This window comes from Novosphingobium sp. CECT 9465 (assembly GCF_920987055.1).
Lineage (GTDB): Bacteria > Pseudomonadota > Alphaproteobacteria > Sphingomonadales > Sphingomonadaceae > Novosphingobium.
The window spans coordinates 477936-495962 of record NZ_CAKLBX010000001.1 but is presented as its reverse complement, the minus strand read 5'-3'; the positions used below and the strand labels follow the sequence as shown (position 1 = coordinate 495962).

Sequence of the window (18027 nt, the reverse complement as noted above, 5' to 3'; positions counted from 1 at the left end):
CCACTATCTTCATGATAATCAAAGATCTGTACCATTCATAAATCGAAATTATCATCAATCATTTCCATTTCGGCATACATATTCAAGACCGAGACAGTTGTATTTTGCAATTGCGAAGACGCGTTTGGCAAGCTAGCCTGCAATGAGTATCACAAGTTTTGATGACTGAATTTCTGCCTGCGGAATCATCGAAGGATCGCACGGATAGCTGGCGAGAAATGTCTGACAGATGATTGTTCCGCAGATTGACATCCTGATACCGGTGCATAACGCCGAAGCGACGCTGGATGCCGCGCTTGAAAGCCTTGCGGAGCAAACCTTTACAGATTTTCGGGTCATCGCGGTAGATGATGGTTCCACGGATGGTTGCGCGCGCATCCTTGCCCGCTGGCAGGAGAAGGACCCGCGCTTCATGGTTGTCCGCCAGGACAATGCCGGCATTGTCAGCGCACTCAACCATGCGCTTGCCCTGGTGGAAGCCCCGTTCGTTGCACGGATGGATGCAGATGACATCTGCCTGCCGGACCGGCTGGCGCAGCAGTACTCCCACCTTCAGGCACATCCCGGCTGTGTGGGAGTGGGTTGCAAGGTCGATCACATCGATGAGCATGGCGCACCCGTACCGGGCCTGCCCCAGCCAGGCGATCCGATGCTCGCCGATGCCGCGTGGGTGCCGGTGCGCGAACCCTACATCGTCCACCCTTTCCTGATGGCCCGCACTGATGCGATGCGCAAGGCAGGCGGGTATCGCGCAGTCCCGCATTCGGAGGACAGCGATCTTTACTGGCGGCTGCGCGAGGCGGGTGAACTGCACAATCTGCCAATCGTGCTGGGCCAGTACCGCTTTCATGTCGGGTCCATTTCGGGCAGTTCGGTCGTCAATGGGCGGATCATGGCAATCGGTTCGCAACTTGGTGGGCTGGCTGCACGGCGGCGCGCGAGGGGAGAAGCCGAACCGGACTTTTCCGGCAGTCTCATCGCGCAACTGCGCAGCGCTGGCACGCTGGATGCCATGTGCACATTGGTCGGGCCGACCCTGGCTTCGTTGGAAGTGAATCACTTTCGCCTGAGCGTCGGGATCAAGTTGCTGGAATTGAGCGCTTATCGCCCTTACGAGATTGAAAGAAGCGACTGCGCCTTCATCGCCGCCGCGCTGCGCGATCAGCCCCCGATATCGATGGAAAATGCACGGGAGGTACGATGGTATGTCTCGCAGGCATCCGCTCGGCTGATCAAGGCCGGTCAGGTCGGGGCCGCAATGCTGCTGGCACCTGTCTGGCTCTGGCCAATCGCACTGGCAAAATCGTTGTGGCGATAGTGACGCGCCGCGCGGATGAATGTGCGAACCGCGCCTCGCTCCACAGGGAAGCCAGAAACGGAACGGCGCCTTCATGCTCGTAGACGTGATGATACCGGCCTTCAATGCTGCCGACACGATAGGACGGGCGGTCGAAACGGCCATGGCGCAACGCGAAGTGGCTTCGGTTATCGTTGTTGACGATTGTTCAACCGATGGAACGGCAAACGTGGTGCGGGACGTTGCAGCAGGAGACCCGCGCCTGCGTCTGGTTCAGTTCGAACGGAACCAAGGCCCGGCCGCAGCCCGGAACCATGCGCTCAGGATGGGCGAAGCGCCCTTTGTGGCCATGGTGGATTCGGACGACTGGCTTCTGCCCGGACGGTTCGCAACATTGCTGGCAGGCCAGACAGGCTGGGATTTCATGGCGGACAACATCCTGTTCATCCCGGAACAATGCAAGACGATGCCCTTGCCCGATGCCATGCTTGCCGACCTTGCAGACAAGCGCCGCCCCCTGGGGCTGGCAGAGTTCATCGATCGCAACATCTCGCGTCCGGGCAGGAAGCGCGGCGAACTCGGCTTCCTGAAGCCGGTCTTCCGGCGCGAACTGCTGGGGCTGCTGGACTTGCGCTATGCCGAAAATGTGCGCCTGGGCGAAGATTTCGTGCTTTATGCCAAGGCGATGGCGCGCGGAGCGCGGTTCGTCCTGTCGCAACGCTGTGGCTACATCGCTATCGAGCGGGCAGGTTCGTTGAGTGGACAGCACCGCACTGCCGATCTTGAGGCCCTGCACCAGGCCAGCCTGAGCCTTGCGGACGAAAGCGGACTGTCCCGCGCCGAACGCGGCCTGCTGGCAACTCACGCCGTCTCGATCGGTCGGAAAGTCGCCCATCGCCGTTTTCTGGACCGGAAGCGCGACAGCGGCCTGGCACGGGCTATTTCCGATCTCGCAAGCACACCGCTAATCCTTGCCCGTGTCTGCCTCGACATCATTCGGGACAAGCGCGCTGCGCACAGTCCACCGTCAACGCCGCAATGGCGCCTCCTGCTCGATAATGCCGATTTCCCGTGACGCAGATCAGAGAGGTGGATCAATCCAACGACGGGGTACTGTTAAAACGTGATTATCGACGCCAGACACCTGACCGACCACGATCTGCAATGCGACGTTCTGATCATCGGTTCCGGGGCAGCAGGCATTTCGCTGGCCGAAGCGCTCGACGATGGCAAGCGCCGGATCATCATCGCCGAAGCTGGCGGTCTTGAAGTTAATGAGGAATTGCAGCCTTATACCTGCTTCCGCTCGATTGGCGAGCCTGCCGGTGGCATTCGCGACCAGTTTCATGCCTTTGGCGGATTGACCCGGTACTGGAGTGGCCGCGTTGCCATGCTGGACCCGATCGATTTTGCAGAACGGCCCTGGGTTCCAAAAAGCGGCTGGCCGTTCCCCTGGGCAGAACTCGCAGAATACGAAGATCGGGCGATGGCCATGTGCGGATTTGCGGATGGCTGGCAAGACATGCCGCCGCCGCTTGAGAATCTGCGCGCCATACCGGGACGACCGGAAATGCTTGAACCTTATGCCTGGCGGCACTGGGGCGTTGCGCGAGAACGCTACCAGCATTGGGGCAAGCGTGTGCATCATCGCTTCAAGACCTCCGCAACGGTAAAGGTGCTGCTGTACGCCGCTGCGACAGGTATTTCCGAATGGCACGACAACAAGGCAACCGGATGCGTACTGAAGGCGCGAACCGGGCAGGTGGTGACCGTGCGCGCAGACCGGGTTGTGCTGTGCGGCGGCGGTGTGGAAAACGCGCGTTTCATGCTCAATCTGGCCGAAGACTGGCCAAACGTCCTGTCTGGCGTCGCGCCTGTCACCGGCCGCTATTTCATGCAGCACCTTCGGGCGATAACGGCGGTGATTACGGCTGATCCCGGACAGTCTGCGCGGTTGCAACAGGCCTTCAACCGCTTTCGCAAACCAAAGGGATTGCAGTTCGAAACCGGGGTGGCGTTGTCGCAAGATGTCCAGGCGCGCGAAAAACTGCTCAACGCCGCAGCCTGGCTCAACTATCGGCGCGGCGATCGCGTTTCGCGGGAGTTCAACCCCCTCAGGCTGGCACGGTCGCTAGGCCATCGCGCCGTAGGGCGGGAACCCGTGCTGGGCAACGCCGAGTGCCTCCTCACTCTCGACGTGGAACAGCAACCCTGCCGCGCAAGCCGCATCCTGCTTGCCCCGGACCGCGACCGGAACGGCATGAAGAACGCGGTGATCGACTGGCGGATTTCCGACGAGGATCGCCGGACCCTGCGGATAACGACTTGCGCAATTGCCGACTGGCTGGCCAGGGCCGGGCTTGGCACGGTGCAACTGGTGGATGGCGTCCTTGCTCAATCAGCCTTGCCCGAAGCCTACATGCTGGACAGTCATCACCATATCGGTGCTACCCGCATGGCAACCAGCCCGGAACATGGTGTAGTTGACCCGCAACTTAAAGTTCATGGAACATCCAATCTTTATATCTGCAGCGCATCAGCGATGCCGACAGGTGGCCATGCCAACCCGACACTGACCATTGTTGCACTTGCGCTACGTCTTGCCGAACATCTGAAGCGGATCAAATAGAGACAGAATGCGCGACTTGGGCAGACATGACTTTTGCTGCAACCGCACACAGGCTATAGACCTATGCTACGGCGATAATTAGGACGGCATCCAAATATGAGCGTTGCAGATCCACAAGGCAGCGAAGTGCTTGATCCCATTGAGGATCAGCGTACCGCTGACGCTGCGCCGGCACGGATTCTTCCCGACCCGCGCTTGCTCTGGCTGATGTTTCGCCGGAATATCCTGCTCTTTTCGCTGGTGACGATCCTTGTCGTGGCAGGCGTGGCCGCATGGACTTTGACGCGGACGCCGATTTATCAGAGCAGCGCAAGCCTGCTTGTCGAAGTGGCAACGCCCGATGTCGTCGACGTAAAGGCAGTGACCAAGGATATCGCAAGCAACAGCGAGGCGATCGAAACACAGGTCCGGCTGATCGGATCGCCCGATGTCGCGCGCCGTGCTGCGGCTGTATATGCTACCTTGCGCCCATCCGATCCCCTTTCTGCGGCAGACAAGCGGGAGGTCCTGGCTCAGGCGATTCTGGGCAGCGTCTCGGTTTCGCGCCTTGGCACCACTTTCGTGATCGACGTGACGGCCAGGTCCAGCGATCCGCAATTCGCCACCGATGCGGCAAACCTGGTGGCGCAGGAATACATGGCGGCACAACGCGAAGCCAAGATCAATGCCAATAGCGATGCAGGCAAATTCCTTCAGGCGCGCACCACCGAATTGCGCGCCGAAGCCTCTGCCGCCGACGCTGCACTGCAGCAGTACAAGATCAGCAATGGCCTGATGAGCGCCCAAGGCTCCACAATGGCGGAGCAGGAAGTCTCGACGCTGAACCAGCAGATCGCGCAGGCAGAAGCCGAACTGGCTGAAAAGCAGGGTCGGCTAAGCGCTGCGGAGGGCCAGTTGCGGGCAGGCGGCGGCGGGGCTGACGTTGGCGCAGCGCTGGGTTCCGGCACCATCGGCAGCCTGCGGCAAAGCGAGGCTGCGGCCAGCACCAAGGTGGCCGAGATGGAATCGCGCTATGGCCCGCTCCATCCCGACCTTAATCGGGCACGGAGCGAACTGACCGAAATCCGTTCGCAGATTCAGCAGGAAATCGACCGTATTCTCTCCAACCTTCGCGCTGATGTGCGCGTTGCGTCATCACGCCTTGGGTCACTGCAGAGCAGTCGAGCGCGGGCAACCGGTACGCTGGCCGGCAATAATTCCGCCGCCGTAGGCCTGATGGAGTTGCAGCGTCGCGCCGACGCAGCCAAAGGCATTTACGAGACATTTCTCAAGCGCCTTCAGGAAACAAGCGCGCAGGAAGGGTTGCAACAGGCCAACGCCCGCCTGACCAGCGCCGCTGAACTGCCTGATGCCCCGGTATTCCCCAACCGGAAGCTGGCCGCGCTGATCGGCATCATCGGCGGTTTCCTTGCCGGGTTTGCGGCCATCGCCATCGCCGAATACATACGCGGCGGAATTCGTACCAAAAGCGATATCGAGAAGCGGTTGCGTGTGCGCTACGCCGGGGCCATCCCGACGCTTGAATCCACACTGGGCAAGGAACGGGCGACGGAGCCGCCGGAAGAATACGTTGTTTCGCATCCGTTCTCCATCTTTGCTGAAAGTTTGCGGGCATTGCAGGCGTTCATGATGCTGGGCGGCGCGAAGGCATCGGGTGGGTCATCAGGCCGGGTCATCGCGATAACGTCAGCCCTTCCGCAGGAAGGCAAAACCACGACATCGACCTGCCTTGCCCGAACCACGGCCATGGGAGGTGCACGTACGGTGCTGGTGGACTGTGACTTGCGCCGCCGCGGCTCCAGCGCATTTCTGGTTAAAGGACCACGCCCCGGTCTTTACGAATACCTGCGTGGCGAAGCTTCACTGGACGAAGCCTTGGTATTGCATGAGCCGAGCGGCATGTATCTGCTGGGCACGGCCGCGCCGCAGGCGGATGCCCGTGATCCGCTGACGCCCGAAAACCTGGCGCGAATGACAGCCGAATTGCGCCAGCAGTTCGAAGTGGTCATACTCGACACCGCGCCAGTGCTTGGCGTGGCGGATGCTCGTGCAGTAGCAGCCTGCGCCGACCGGGTTCTGGTCATCACCCGCTGGTCGAAAACCTCGATTGATGCGGTTGAGGCAACGATCGATATTCTTCTGGCCGCCGGGGCCAAGATCAGCGGCGTTGCGCTCAGCCAGGTAGATATCGCGAAATATGCCAGCACTGGCCACAACGATATCTACAACTATCAGCGCCAGTTCCGCGGCTATTATGTCAACTGACCGACAAGGGCGAAACGTCATGCGTGGAATTCAAAGCCACACTTTCGAACGAAGCCTGATCGGGGGGATCATCGCCTGCTCTGCTCTGGCAGGCAGCACGGGTGCCGCGTTCGCGCAGAACCGCGATGTTTACGGGTCAAGCGTGGCTTCGCGCGAGAGCGGTCGCTTGCGCGACGAGGGCTTGCGCGCGGGTTCTTTCCTGGTGATGCCGCAGATCAGCGCCGATTTTGTCTACAATGACAATATCCAGGCGAGCAACACCAACACCGTGAGTGACGGAATTGCAACGATACGCCCGGAATTGACCGTTGAGTCCAACTGGAACAATCATTTTGTCAAGCTCGACGGCTTCTACCAGCGGGTTGCATACCTGGAGAACGGCACCGAAGATGTTTCCGAATATGGAACGGCATTCAACGGCCGCCTCGACATTTCACGCCAGACCCGGTTGTCTGCGGGTGTCGATTACAATCGAACGGCCGAAAGACGCGGTGATCTTGGCAGCTTCAGCACGACGGCAGAACGCGTAAACTACTCTACTCTTGGCGGTACATTGGGGCTGGACCAGACGCTGGGCGACCTCGCACTGCGGGCCGAGGGCCGGGCGCGGCAGTGGCGGTACAGTGACGTGTTGCTGCAAGATGGCAGCGTACTCAACCAGAAGTTCCGCGATTTCAAGGTCATGTCAGCAAGCCTGCAGGCAGGATTCAATGTCAGCCCGATCACGCAATTTTTCACGCGCGCCACGATTGAGACGCGGCGGTACGATCTGCGGCGGGGCGATGCCGGCTTCGATCCGCTGACCCAGATTGATCGGAGCGCGGACAGCCTGCGATTGGAACTGGGAGTCCAGCGGGAGATTACCCAGCTGCTGCTGGCAACCATCCGCATCGGATACCTCAATTTCCGCTACCCCGATCCTACCGTCCGCGAATTCAAGGTGCTCGCCTATGCCGCCACAGTACGTTGGAACGTAACGCCACTGACCAGCATATATCTGGACGGCGAACGCCGGGTGGACGAAACGGTTTCACCGACGACTGCCGGAAATCTGCGCGACGAAGTGCGTCTGAGAATCGATCACGAACTGCTGCGCAACCTTGTGCTGACAGGACGCACACGCCTGGGCTGGATCAAGCCATCGCTCGCCGGGGCAGCAGCCGGGACCGTTGTCTCAAGTAGTCGCGAGCGCGAATTTGTGTTCGAACCGCGTTATTACATGACAAACCGCCTGCGCCTGCATTTCAACCTGCGGCATCAGGCGCGCAATTCCTCCAACGGTGGGCGAGGCTTCAAAGCCAACAGCGTAGCGTTGGGGGTGAATTACGCAATTTGACACACAATTCTGATCTGGACAGACTAGCGCGCATGTTCGCATCGGACCTTGCCGGCATTGCGGCAAGCGATGTTCGCCCAAACGAAAACCGGGTCACCTTTGACAATACGAGGTTCAAGTCGGCATGAAGATTGCGATGGTAGGTTCAGGTTATGTCGGTCTGGTTTCCGGCGCATGCCTTGCCGACTTCGGCCATGATGTGGTCTGCATTGACAAGGATGAAAGCAAGATCGCCCGCCTGCTCGACGGGGTAATGCCTATTTTCGAACCGGGCCTTGCCGAACTGGTAGGAACGAATGTGAGAGCTGGGCGCCTTACGTTCTCGACCGACCTTGCAAGCGCGATCGACGGGGCGCAGGCGATCTTCATCGCCGTGGGCACCCCGTCACGGCGCGGGGATGGCCATGCCGATCTCAGCTATGTCTACGCCGTAGCGCAAGAGCTTGGCGAACACATCAAGACCCCGGTGGTGGTGGTTACGAAATCAACCGTTCCGGTGGGCACCGGCGACGAGGTTGAAAGGATCATACGCGATAGCGGGACAGACGTGAAGTTTGCGGTCGTCTCCAACCCCGAATTCCTGCGCGAAGGCGCTGCCATCGGCGATTTCAAGCGGCCGGACCGCATCGTCATCGGCACAGAGGAAGAATGGGCGCAAGGCGTGATGAAGGAGGTCTATCGCCCGCTGTTCCTGAACAAGGCGCCGATCCTGTTCACCTCGCGCCGCAGTTCGGAATTGATCAAGTATGCCGCCAACGCTTTTCTCGCGACGAAGATCACCTTCATCAACGAGATGGCCGATCTGTGCGAAAAAGTGGGTGCAGACGTGCAGGACGTATCGCGCGGGATCGGTCTTGATGGCCGGATCGGATCGAAGTTCCTGCATGCCGGGCCGGGCTATGGCGGATCGTGCTTCCCCAAGGACACGCTGGCGCTGCTCAAGACCGCCGAGGATTACAACAGTCCGGTCCGGCTTGTCGAAGCCGTGGTCAAGGTGAACGATAGCCGCAAGCGCGCGATGGGCCGCAAGGTGATCGAGGCACTGGGCGGAGAGGCGCGGGGCAAACGCGTGGCATTGCTGGGCCTGACGTTCAAGCCGAACACCGACGACATGCGCGATGCGCCGTCGATCGCGGTGGTTCAGACACTGCTGGATGCGGGCGCTGAAGTGGTCGCCTATGACCCTGAGGGGATGGAGGCAGCCGCGCCAATGATGCCCGCCGTGCGGATGGTGGAAAGCGCCTATGCCGCGATCGAGGGGGCAGATGCCATCGTCCTGGTCACCGAATGGGACGCCTTCCGCGCGCTCGATTTTGGCCGGGTCAAGGGACTGGCAAAGGGACCGGTAATCGTCGATTTGCGCAACGTCTATGATCCGGCGGAAATGCGCGACGCGGGATTTTCCTATACCAGCGTTGGGCGCCCCTGAACGATGGCTGGCCGGGTGGGCACTTCATCAACGCCCTGATCATTGATGGGAAGCTGCATGTTGCCTCGGAATTCTTCCTGCGCATTACCGGTACAACATGGCGCAAAGCGGCGGACGAATGGCGCCTGCGGTGCCCAATCGATTGGCGCAGGGATGTGTAAAATTTCAGATTCGTGCCGATTATCATGACCAGGCTTTCCATAATCGTTTGCACCCGCAATCGCGCGCAATCGCTGGAGCCGATGATTTCGGCCATGAAGGCCATTAGAAGCGAGCAAGATTGGGAATTGCTGCTGGTTGACAACGCATCCACTGACAACACCAGAGAGCGGCTGACATTCCTTGCGGAAGGGGCTGGAAATTTTCGCATCGTCACCGCCAGTCGCATCGGACTCGGCGCTGCGCGTGACATGGCATGGCGGGAAGCGCGCGGAGATATCATCCTTTTCACGGACGATGACTGCTACGTCGCGCCGGATATCGTCGATGCCACGATAGCCGTGTTCGATGCTCATCCAGAGATCGGATTTGCTGGCGGGCGAATCCTGCTGCACGACCCCGACGACTATCCGGTTACCATTGATGAAAGAACGCAGGCCAGTGACATACCTGCCTTTGAATTTGTCAGGCCAGGCGCCCTTCAAGGCGCCAACATGGCGTTCAGGCGCAACGCGCTAGAACGGATCGGCGGAGTAGACCCGGCATTGGGTGCAGGAACGCCATTCCCGTGCGAAGATATCGATACGGTGGCGGCATGCGTATGGGCAGGATTGCCAGGCCGATTCGATCCCTCCATGGTTGTAAGACATCACCACGGACGCAAAGCCTCAGATTATCCCGCGCTCATGGCAAGTTACGATCGCGGCAGAGGCGCTTATTTTGCCAAGCACTTGCTTTGCCGGAAAAGTCGCATCGCTTATCTGCAGGGCTGGATTGCCGGAACATTCCGCGACCTGCATCGTGGGCGGCTTTCGACACTTGCGCGCGAATTGGCTGCGGCCAAGGCCTACATGATCCATCGCAGGGCTTGGGCAACGCTGATCGCCATGGCGCCACTTGCCGGCGCGGTTTACGTTACGCTTGCAGGAGCAATCACAATAAACAAGGCGGCCTTGACCATCAGGAAGTGATCGCAATCCGAAAGGACCGGGTCGCTTTGGCGCCCTGCCGCATACCTGGGGAATTCCAAATGCAATCAACGCAAAGCATGTCGGCAGTCGAAACCAGCAGACGAGGCATTCTTGCGACGCGAAAAGGCAGGAAAATTGCCATGGCGGGCGGACTGGCATCATGATGGAAGGGCATTCGCCAATCGACTCACGGAAAGGACCACTAACGAATGCCATGATCCTGTTGCGGACCCAGGCGATTGACCGCGACATGGCGGAATTTGCGCAATGTCTTGGTGCGTGGGCGGGCGCCCCGGTTGTCCTGATCATGGATGAACGCAACGGGCCGGTAGATTGCGGGGCATTGCCGAAGATCAGTCTGACCCGGAAAGCTTGCGAAAATATCGGATTGTATTGTCCAGACGACTTTGCATGGCGCTGCGGCGATTATGGCTTCTACCTTGCGCGGCACGCCTTCGGCGAAGTCCAGCAATTTTGGATGATCGAATCCGATGTGCGGATTGGCGGAAGCGATCCCGCATCGTTCTTTCGCTTCTTTGCGGACAAACCTCATGATTTTCTGGCCAGTTATATCGCCGTGACCTCGTCCGACTGGTACTGGCATCGGTCGGCGACCAGCCGCGACCACGACGTACTGAAATGCTTCTTTCCCGTATGTCGGCTGAACCGGACGGCAATCGATAAATTGTTCGCGGCGCGCCTGCGCCATGGACAGCAGTGGTCGCGAAGACATTTCTGGGCCAATGACGAGGCATTCGTTGCCACCGGCGTTGCCGCAAGCGGCCTGACTTTTGCCGACCTTAACAGCCTTGGGCGCAAGACTTACGACACGTCCGAATATTCGTTCGAAACACTGCGCGATGCAAATGAGCCTTTGCCTGACAGAAGCGGGGCAGCGCTGTTCCATCCGGTACTGGCTGGCGAGAATCTGGCACAAAAACGCGCTCGCCTGAGCCTTCGTGCGCAGCCAAAATCCCGATGGCAGCGAATGAAGATCATGCTCGACCAAAAAATTGGACTGTCCGCCTTGTCGGCAGGGATCAACGCGGTTTCGCCATGGTGATAGGCGTCTCGATGCAACGTCAGGTGAGTAATCGTCGATGAAGCTTGCGTATTTCAAGGATCCTGAAGGCAACTTCGGCGATGATCTCAATCCCTGGCTGTGGGACCAGTTGCTTCCGGGCACGATCGATGACGATCCGGCATCGTTCCTGATCGGTGTCGGGACAATTCTGGAGCCGTGGTTCGTTCAGGACCTGCCTGCTGGTGCGCGAAAATACGTCCTCGGTTCAGGGGGGGGGATGTCTGTTCCACCGCTGGTCACAGATGAAACGTGGAGCATTTTCGGCGTACGCGGGCCGTTGACGGCATCCTATCTCGGCCTTGACCTCTCACTTTCCACGACCGACCCGGCGATGTGCATCCGCGATCTCTGGCAACGACCCGACCGACCGACGGGCAAGGTCGGTTTCATGCCCCACCACCGTTCCTTGGCGCGCTGGGACTGGAAATCGATCTGCGAACAGGCGGGCCTGGCCTATCTCGATCCCAAGGCCGAACCATCGGGTACGATCGACGCTATCGCCAACTGCAGCAAGGTGCTGACCGAGGCCATGCACGGCGCAATCGTTGCCGATGCATTGCGGGTGCCATGGTTCCCGCTTCAGATCAGCCCGATCAATTACGTCGGCAAATGGCATGACTGGGCAGCATCGCTATGCATGCCGATCCACTTCAAGCCACTGCCGGACCTTTACGATCCTGCGCGCGAGCACGACATGCGCAAGTTGCTGTTAAGCGATCCGCGCAGCGCATTGTATCAATACCGGCTGAAGAGCGGCAAGCGCGAACAAGCAAGAGCAGTTCATGTTCTGAGCCAGTATGCGCAGAATTTCGATTGCTACCTTAGCGAGGACGCACAACTGGAACGTGCAATCGACAGGTTCATGGCCGCGCTGGAGCGAATGAAGCCCCATCTAAGATAAGCCGTGGCGATCTGCTGTAGCACTGGCAAGCCGGGGGAACGGACGACATTTCGCTGAAGCCTTGAAAAAGGCGATTATGCCTTTTGCAAACACAAGCCTTGGCTTCGTCATTGCGAGCGCCGCGAAGCGGGGAGAAGCAATCAGAGCGGTGTGTAGCGGCGGTGGATTGCTTCGTCGGCTTCGCCTCCTCGCAATGACGAAATGATGTTTGCAAAAGGGTATAATCGCTTCGAACAGGCAGGGACATTGACGAATGCCCCTTGTATCTGGACGTTGTTGGTTGATTGCGATGTAATCGGCTGATCGCCGGGGTGGGTGGCCACCCACCCCGGCGCTGCGGTGCTGTCGCCCGTCACCCCTCAGGCAGTAACCGTAAGGGAGCCTGGGACCAGCACCGCTTGTCACGCACGACCGAATAGTCGGCAGGTGTCTCAACCGTACGGACAAGGCAGGTTACCGTGATCGAAACGATTTGTGGAGTGGATGTTAGCAAGGCCTGGCTTGATGGCTGGATCGAGGCCGGCGGCTATCGCCGGTTCGCCAATGATGAGGCGGGGATTGCTGCGTTGGTGGACTGGGCCGGTCGCCATGGCGCAGGGCTGGTGGTGATGGAATCCAGTGGCGGGCTCGAACAGGACGCATTCCTGGCGCTGTGGCGCGCAGGCATGCCCTGTGCCCTGACCAATCCCAGAGCGGTACGGCATTTTGCCGAGGCGATGGGGCGGCTGGAGAAGACCGACCGTATCGATGCAGAGGTCATCGCCTGCTTTGCTGCGGCACGGCGGCTACGGCCAACGCCGCCACCTTGCGACGAACAACAAAGGCTTAGCGCGCTTTCTGCCCGGTTGCGGCAAGTGACAGGCGATATCACGGTGCAAAAGCAGCGCCTGCATTCCACCCGCGATCCGCTTGCCCTTGCCAGCCTGAAAGAGGCCATCGCCTTCTTCAATACCCAAGCCAAAGCGCTGGCCCGTGAAATCGCAGGCCTGATCGAACACGATCCCGTCTGGACCGCGCTTGATCGCACACTGCGCTCGGTCAAGGGCGTGGCAGATCGCACCGTTGCCACCCTGCTGGCCGAACTGCCCGAAATCGGAACCCTGTCGAACAAGGCCATCGCCAAACTTGCAGGCCTTGCGCCCATCGCGAACGACAGCGGCAAACGATCCGGTGCCCGATCTATCCGTGGTGGAAGAAGCTCTGTCCGCTCGATCCTCTTCCTCGTCGCCGACATCGTGCGAAAATTCGATCCGGCCATGGCAGAGTTCCGCCAACGCCTGCTCGACCAAGGTAAACCCAAAATGGTCGTCCGCATCGCCCTCGCCCGAAAACTGCTCGTCCGACTCAACGCAAAAGCACGCGAAACAAGAGCTGAAATTGGTCAGTGACACTTGACCTGTCAGATAGTCGCTCCCTTGAGGTCATGCTTACCGAACGCTACGCGGGTTACTCGGCAGCCTCTGCTTGCGAGGGTGTGGGTGCCAGACCACCGCCCGCCAGATAGGCCTCGTAGTCACGGGTGAACATGCGCAGCAGGGGTTCGTTCTGGCCGAACTGCTGGAACTTCTTTCCGCCCGATTCAAAACCGATCTGCTGGAGACGGGACATAGCCATGTCTTCCACCACCACATCGCGCGTGGCCGCAAGCGTACTGGCCATCGCATATTCCTCGCGCAGGGTGCGCGGTTCATGGCGGCTGTAGATACGCACCTCGGTTCGCATCCGGCCTTCGGAAATGGGCCAGAACTGGTAAAACAGATAGCCGTTCGCCAGCGGCTGGATCGAGATGTTCGGAAAAATCGTAATCGTTTCGGTTCCGAAATTCGGAATTTTGAGCCGGTTGATGCCGGGGTGTTCGTAAAAGCCGGCGCGGCCTTCCTTGATGGCCTCGATGTCGGGCGCCGATGTCGGCAGCATTTGCGCATAAACCCAGGTCAGCGCGGGCGCCTGCGGGTTGTAATCGAAATTGCGCTGCACCGTCCCTGCGCTGTGCGGACCGAAATGCTTCACATCAAGATAATGCAGGTGCGGATTTTCCTTGGGCACAACTGCCGCACGCAGCGTCTTGTTATGCAGAATCGCCACGTGATAACCTTCGTTGAAGGCATTGACGAGATTCTTCCAATTGCAGTCGATTTCGTCAGTCACGTGGATGCTGAACGGGAAATCCTCGAACGGTGCCCCTTCCAGCATGACATCCAGTCCGGCCAGAAATTCCGACAACGTAGCTTCGGGCTCATCGGCGAAGTTCAGGAATATGAAGCCAGCCCAGGTATCGAGGTGAATCGGCGTAAGCCCGTTGGCAGCCTTGTCCACATGGGGAAAATCCTGTTCGGACGGGACGGCGCTTAGCGAACCGTCGATGCGATAGGTCCATGCGTGATAAGGGCAGCGGAATGTCAGGGCGTTCCCACGTTCCTGGCAAACAAGCGCTACGCCGCGATGCGAGCAGGCGTTGTGAAAGGCCCGCACTTCGCCGTCTTTGCCCCGCGCAATAACGATGTTTGCCTTCAGCGTCGGCAAGTCGCGCACAATGTAGTCGCCCGGTTGAGGCACTTCATCGACACGACCGACCATAAGCCAGGCCCGACGAAAGATCATGTCCTGTTCGCGGCGGAAATATTCCGGTGAAGTGTAATACTCTACCGGCACCCGATCGTTGCCAAGACCCAGATCGTGAGCCTTCGTCATATGCTGATTGATATCGACCATATTATGCAAGGCGCCCTTTGCTTGGCACCCTCTCCCCGAATTCTGACAGGATCAATGCGGCTGATAGCCGACCCATTCCATGCTGACGCTGTGTGGATACGGCGCATATGGGACGCGCGGCTGCCCGAAAATCTCGACCGCCTGGCTTGCCTCGGTCAGACCGAGCACCACGCGGAACAGCAGCGCCTCTTCTTCCGGCAATGCTTTGGGATCAAACTTGTCGAGATGGGTGAACACCTCTTCAAGGCGCGGAGCGAGCGCTGCATGAAATGCTTCAAGTTGGCCCTGCGGCAATTCCTGCCGCCGGTTGTAGCGTTCGCCCTGCGTCCTGAGATCACCCCAGGCCGCAACGAAGGGTTCAAGGAACGCAAACTGTTCCGGCAGTGATACATGGCTCATGCGAATTTCCGTTCAGCTTATCGGGCAATGGCCTGCCTGCACTTCGGCAGGCGCGGCGACATTCAGCGATGCTCGCTCCACTCGATCGCCATCTTGTGCGGAAACGGAGCATAGGGAACGCAAGGCTGGTTGAACACTTCAATGGCCATCGCTGCTTCGGTCAACCCCAACGTGGTGCGATAAAGCAAGGCTTCCGGTTCTGGCAGCGCATCCATCGGGAAAGTATCAAGATGATCGAAAATCTCGTTCAGGCGGGGTGCCGTGGCATCGTAGAATGCCTTGAGCTCCTTCATCGTGCTGTGCTGGCGCTGAAAGTAACGCTCTTCCTGTGAAACCAGCTTGCCCCATACATCTGCGAACGGCGCAAGGTTCTCGAATCCGGCAGGCAGCGTCAGGGCATCGGTCATTTCTTGCACTCTCCCAAGCATGTCCGGCAAAACCGGCTCGCAACATCGATCAGCACCGGCACCTGCGGCTCTTCAGGCCATTACCTGCAGGGCGATAACATGTCCTTTATGCACGATTTCCGGCCGGAGTCGAAGGTCGTTTCCTTGACGCGGCGTCCAGCGCGATAATGCCCTGCCCGCCGCGCAGGATATTATTCGGCGGGTTCGGTTTGGGCGATCTGGGGGAAGCGTGCCATGTCCCAGCTTTGCACGGTGGGCAGGACCTTTCTGCCGAACAGGTCGAGCGATGCGCGCTGCTGGTCGGGCGTGCCGATCACGAACGGCAGATCGCACACGCCCACGCCGATATCGTGCAGCACGCGGAACTTTTCGATCAGCGTTTCGGGGCTGCCCACGAAATAGGGCTTTGCCACCAGTTCCAGAACGGGCGGGCCGCCAAGCGTTGCCGATTGCAGCGTTCCTTGTGCTTCGGCCTGCGCCCCGAAATAGGCAATCATGTCGGACTGCGCCTGCTCGTCGGTGGGGGCGCAATAGGCAATGCCGCGGTAGATCACATGTGCAGGGGTCGGCTCCCAGCCCTCCTTGGCGCATTCGGCGCGGTACAGTTCGATCCAGCCCTTGACCGTTTCCGGCGCGGCAAAGGAAAACGCGATGCCGATCCGGCGCCTGGCCGCAAACACCACCGAATCCTCGCTGTTGCCCGATCCGAACACCGGCGGATGCGGCAATTGCGTGATGCGCGGCCAGATCGAGATCGTGTTGAACTGGTACTGATCGCCTTCCCACCCAAACGGCTTCTCGCTGGTCCAGGCCTTCAGGATCAGGTCGATGCCTTCCTGCGTCATCGCCTTGGTCTGGTCGGCCTGGGTATCGTAAGTCTTGTGTTCGTTGGGTGTGCCGCGCAAAAACAGCACTTCAAGCCGCCCGCCGCTCAAAGCATCGAGCATCGCCACTTCCTCGGCCAGGCGCACCGGATTGTTCAGCGGCACCAGCGGACCCAGCAGGGCGACACGCACACGGCGGGTGCGCTGGATGATAGCCGATGCCATGATCATCGGGTTCGGCGTCATCTGGTACGGCGCATAATGATGCTCCGAAACGCTCACCCAGTCAAAACCCAGCGCCTCGGCCGTCTCCGCCATCTCAAGATACCGCGCATACGATCCTTGCGCCACCGCAGGCTCGCAAAACTCAGGGGACGCAGGCCATATCTCGATCCCAGGCGCAGGACCATCGTAACCCGTCATGCAAAGGTATGAAACTTTCATTTGTCCGCTCCTTGCCTAAAGTCTTTTTCATCAAGCAGTAAATCTGCCTTGCCATTTTTTATGCATTATATCGTTATTATGCACAATATGGCATTTGGATTTGTGGTTTGACGCGCCGTCCACATGGCATGGCTTTTTCACCACCAGCAACGTCGCTCCTCATTGCTGCGCAAAATCCGTGAGCGTGGCAGAAGGGGCAATTGCCTGACTGGCCGTCAAGTGTAATTGAAATCCATGCACAATGCGCGTAAGTTCACATGATGAAAGATCCGTCGGAGCCAACCGACGATCGTTAGCGGCCCAATCGCGAGGATGAACGATGAAGGTACGATTCCCCAAGTTCGAATTTTCGAACGTCCGCGCGCACTGGGCACCCAATTGGGAATTTGCCCAAAGGGCCAACGCGGCATCCTTGATTCCGGCTTACATCGAACCGTACCTGCTCAAAGTGATGATGAAAGCCCGGAAGGAAATCGATCCCTCCAAGGCTGCGCTGCACAACGATCTGGATATTTTCATCAAGCAGGAAATGCAGCATTGCCGCCAGCATATTGCGTTTAACAAGCGCATGCATGAAGTGGGCTACGAACTGCTCAAGCCGATCGAGAAGGATTTCGAGGCGACTTTCGCCGGCTTCCTTGCCAACAAATCCATGCGTTTCAACCTTGCCTATTGCGAAGGCTTTGAATCGCTCAGCGCAACGGCGTGCGAGCTATATTTCGAAGATTATAACGAGCTTCTGGAAAGTGCCGACCCGGAACCAACCGATATGTGGCGCTGGCATTTGGCCGAAGAGTTCGAACATCGAACCGTATGCTCGGACGTCTATCATGAATTGAGCGGTCTCAACCCGGTCTTTGCCTATTTTTACCGGCTTTACGGATATTTCTATGCGATCGTCCATCTTGGCCGGTTCCAGCTCATGGTTTCAAAAAAACTGCTGGAACATGATCGTCGGAATATGACGCCGGACGAGTTGCAGGAATCTTTCGTGCGCGACAAATACGCGCGCAAAATCATGGGCCGTCGCTTCTTCCGCAACATGCTGAAGATTTGCTCTCCGTTCTACGATCCGATCAAGCGGCGCGAGCCTCGTGGCTATCGGGCCTACCTTCAGGATTTCGAAGCGAAGTATGATCGTGGAGCCACCGCGCCAATCGCAGCCTGAAA

Annotated in this window: 15 protein-coding genes; 11 read left to right on the top strand and 4 right to left on the bottom strand. The window is 59.0% G+C overall.

Translation table 11 applies throughout. From position 1 onward, the window contains the following. The first annotated feature begins 229 nt into the window (after positions 1–229). The 10 genes from LUA85_RS02360 (at position 230) to LUA85_RS02315 (ending at position 13459) form a co-directional block, all read left to right on the top strand. The gene (locus LUA85_RS02360) at positions 230–1318 is read left to right on the top strand and encodes a glycosyltransferase family A protein (protein WP_256448207.1); all 1089 of its coding nucleotides are present in this window, start codon (positions 230–232) and stop codon (positions 1316–1318) included. A 73-nt stretch (positions 1319–1391) separates the two neighbouring features. Continuing rightward, on the top strand, positions 1392–2372 hold the full coding sequence (locus tag LUA85_RS02355; RefSeq protein ID WP_231466736.1) for a glycosyltransferase family 2 protein: 981 nt from the start codon (positions 1392–1394) through the stop codon (positions 2370–2372). Between the two features lie 48 nt (positions 2373–2420). After that, positions 2421–3926 carry a GMC oxidoreductase gene (locus LUA85_RS02350; protein ID WP_231466735.1) on the top strand — a complete coding sequence of 502 codons (1506 nt, stop codon included), beginning with the start codon at positions 2421–2423 and terminating at the stop codon, positions 3924–3926. A 96-nt stretch (positions 3927–4022) separates the two neighbouring features. Continuing rightward, entirely contained in the window at positions 4023–6191 is a 2169-nt protein-coding gene (locus LUA85_RS02345; RefSeq protein WP_231466734.1) for a polysaccharide biosynthesis tyrosine autokinase, read from the top strand. A 19-nt stretch (positions 6192–6210) separates the two neighbouring features. Continuing rightward, a complete protein-coding gene (locus LUA85_RS02340; RefSeq protein ID WP_231466733.1) occupies positions 6211–7527 on the top strand; it encodes an outer membrane beta-barrel protein in 1317 nt (438 codons plus the stop codon). A gap of 124 nt (positions 7528–7651) precedes the next feature. Beyond that, complete coding sequence (locus LUA85_RS02335) at positions 7652–8956, top strand: UDP-glucose/GDP-mannose dehydrogenase family protein (RefSeq protein ID WP_231466732.1); 1305 nt, start codon at positions 7652–7654, stop codon at positions 8954–8956. 185 nt (positions 8957–9141) lie between these two features. Continuing rightward, positions 9142–10086, top strand: coding sequence for a glycosyltransferase family 2 protein (locus LUA85_RS02330; protein WP_231466731.1), 945 nt, complete (start codon positions 9142–9144; stop codon positions 10084–10086). 214 nt (positions 10087–10300) lie between these two features. Further along, positions 10301–11149: a hypothetical protein gene (locus tag LUA85_RS02325; RefSeq protein WP_231466730.1), complete on the top strand. Its 849-nt coding sequence runs from the start codon at positions 10301–10303 to the stop codon at positions 11147–11149. Positions 11150–11186: 37 nt separating this feature from the next. Beyond that, complete coding sequence (locus LUA85_RS02320; protein WP_231466729.1) at positions 11187–12071, top strand: polysaccharide pyruvyl transferase family protein; 885 nt, start codon at positions 11187–11189, stop codon at positions 12069–12071. Between the two features lie 458 nt (positions 12072–12529). Next, positions 12530–13459 carry an IS110 family transposase gene (locus tag LUA85_RS02315; RefSeq protein WP_231466349.1) on the top strand — a complete coding sequence of 310 codons (930 nt, stop codon included), beginning with the start codon at positions 12530–12532 and terminating at the stop codon, positions 13457–13459. A gap of 58 nt (positions 13460–13517) precedes the next feature. On the opposite strand, the gene LUA85_RS02310 is transcribed toward LUA85_RS02315, so the two are convergent. From LUA85_RS02310 to LUA85_RS02295, 4 genes are all read right to left on the bottom strand, one after another. Then, positions 13518–14762, bottom strand: a complete 1245-nt coding sequence (locus LUA85_RS02310; protein WP_231466728.1) for an aromatic ring-hydroxylating dioxygenase subunit alpha — start codon at positions 14760–14762, stop codon at positions 13518–13520. Positions 14763–14834: 72 nt separating this feature from the next. Beyond that, the gene (locus LUA85_RS02305) at positions 14835–15182 is read right to left on the bottom strand and encodes a hypothetical protein (protein WP_231466727.1); all 348 of its coding nucleotides are present in this window, start codon (positions 15180–15182) and stop codon (positions 14835–14837) included. A gap of 62 nt (positions 15183–15244) precedes the next feature. After that, positions 15245–15589, bottom strand: a complete 345-nt coding sequence (locus tag LUA85_RS02300) for a hypothetical protein (RefSeq protein ID WP_231466726.1) — start codon at positions 15587–15589, stop codon at positions 15245–15247. A gap of 191 nt (positions 15590–15780) precedes the next feature. Further along, positions 15781–16857 (bottom strand): LLM class flavin-dependent oxidoreductase, encoded by a 1077-nt coding sequence (locus tag LUA85_RS02295; RefSeq protein ID WP_231466725.1) that lies wholly within the window; start codon positions 16855–16857, stop codon positions 15781–15783. 319 nt (positions 16858–17176) lie between these two features. Between LUA85_RS02295 and LUA85_RS02290 the strand changes: the two genes are divergently transcribed. Next, a complete protein-coding gene (locus tag LUA85_RS02290; RefSeq protein ID WP_231466724.1) occupies positions 17177–18025 on the top strand; it encodes a metal-dependent hydrolase in 849 nt (282 codons plus the stop codon). Positions 18026–18027 lie beyond the last annotated feature (2 nt).

Bases quoted from the DNA above. Each gene is read 5' to 3' on its own strand.
- LUA85_RS02360 (WP_256448207.1), top strand. From the start codon at position 230: ATGATTGTTCCGCAGATTGACATCCTGATACCGGTGCATAACGCCGAA.
- LUA85_RS02355 (WP_231466736.1), top strand. From the start codon at position 1,392: ATGCTCGTAGACGTGATGATACCGGCCTTCAATGCTGCCGACACGATA.
- LUA85_RS02345 (WP_231466734.1), top strand. From the start codon at position 4,023: ATGAGCGTTGCAGATCCACAAGGCAGCGAAGTGCTTGATCCCATTGAG.
- LUA85_RS02340 (WP_231466733.1), top strand. From the start codon at position 6,211: ATGCGTGGAATTCAAAGCCACACTTTCGAACGAAGCCTGATCGGGGGG.
- LUA85_RS02335 (WP_231466732.1), top strand. From the start codon at position 7,652: ATGAAGATTGCGATGGTAGGTTCAGGTTATGTCGGTCTGGTTTCCGGC.
- LUA85_RS02330 (WP_231466731.1), top strand. From the start codon at position 9,142: ATGACCAGGCTTTCCATAATCGTTTGCACCCGCAATCGCGCGCAATCG.
- LUA85_RS02325 (WP_231466730.1), top strand. From the start codon at position 10,301: ATGATCCTGTTGCGGACCCAGGCGATTGACCGCGACATGGCGGAATTT.
- LUA85_RS02320 (WP_231466729.1), top strand. From the start codon at position 11,187: ATGAAGCTTGCGTATTTCAAGGATCCTGAAGGCAACTTCGGCGATGAT.
- LUA85_RS02310 (WP_231466728.1), bottom strand. From the start codon at position 14,762: ATGACGAAGGCTCACGATCTGGGTCTTGGCAACGATCGGGTGCCGGTA.
- LUA85_RS02305 (WP_231466727.1), bottom strand. From the start codon at position 15,182: ATGAGCCATGTATCACTGCCGGAACAGTTTGCGTTCCTTGAACCCTTC.
- LUA85_RS02300 (WP_231466726.1), bottom strand. From the start codon at position 15,589: ATGACCGATGCCCTGACGCTGCCTGCCGGATTCGAGAACCTTGCGCCG.
- LUA85_RS02295 (WP_231466725.1), bottom strand. From the start codon at position 16,857: ATGAAAGTTTCATACCTTTGCATGACGGGTTACGATGGTCCTGCGCCT.
- LUA85_RS02290 (WP_231466724.1), top strand. From the start codon at position 17,177: ATGAAGGTACGATTCCCCAAGTTCGAATTTTCGAACGTCCGCGCGCAC.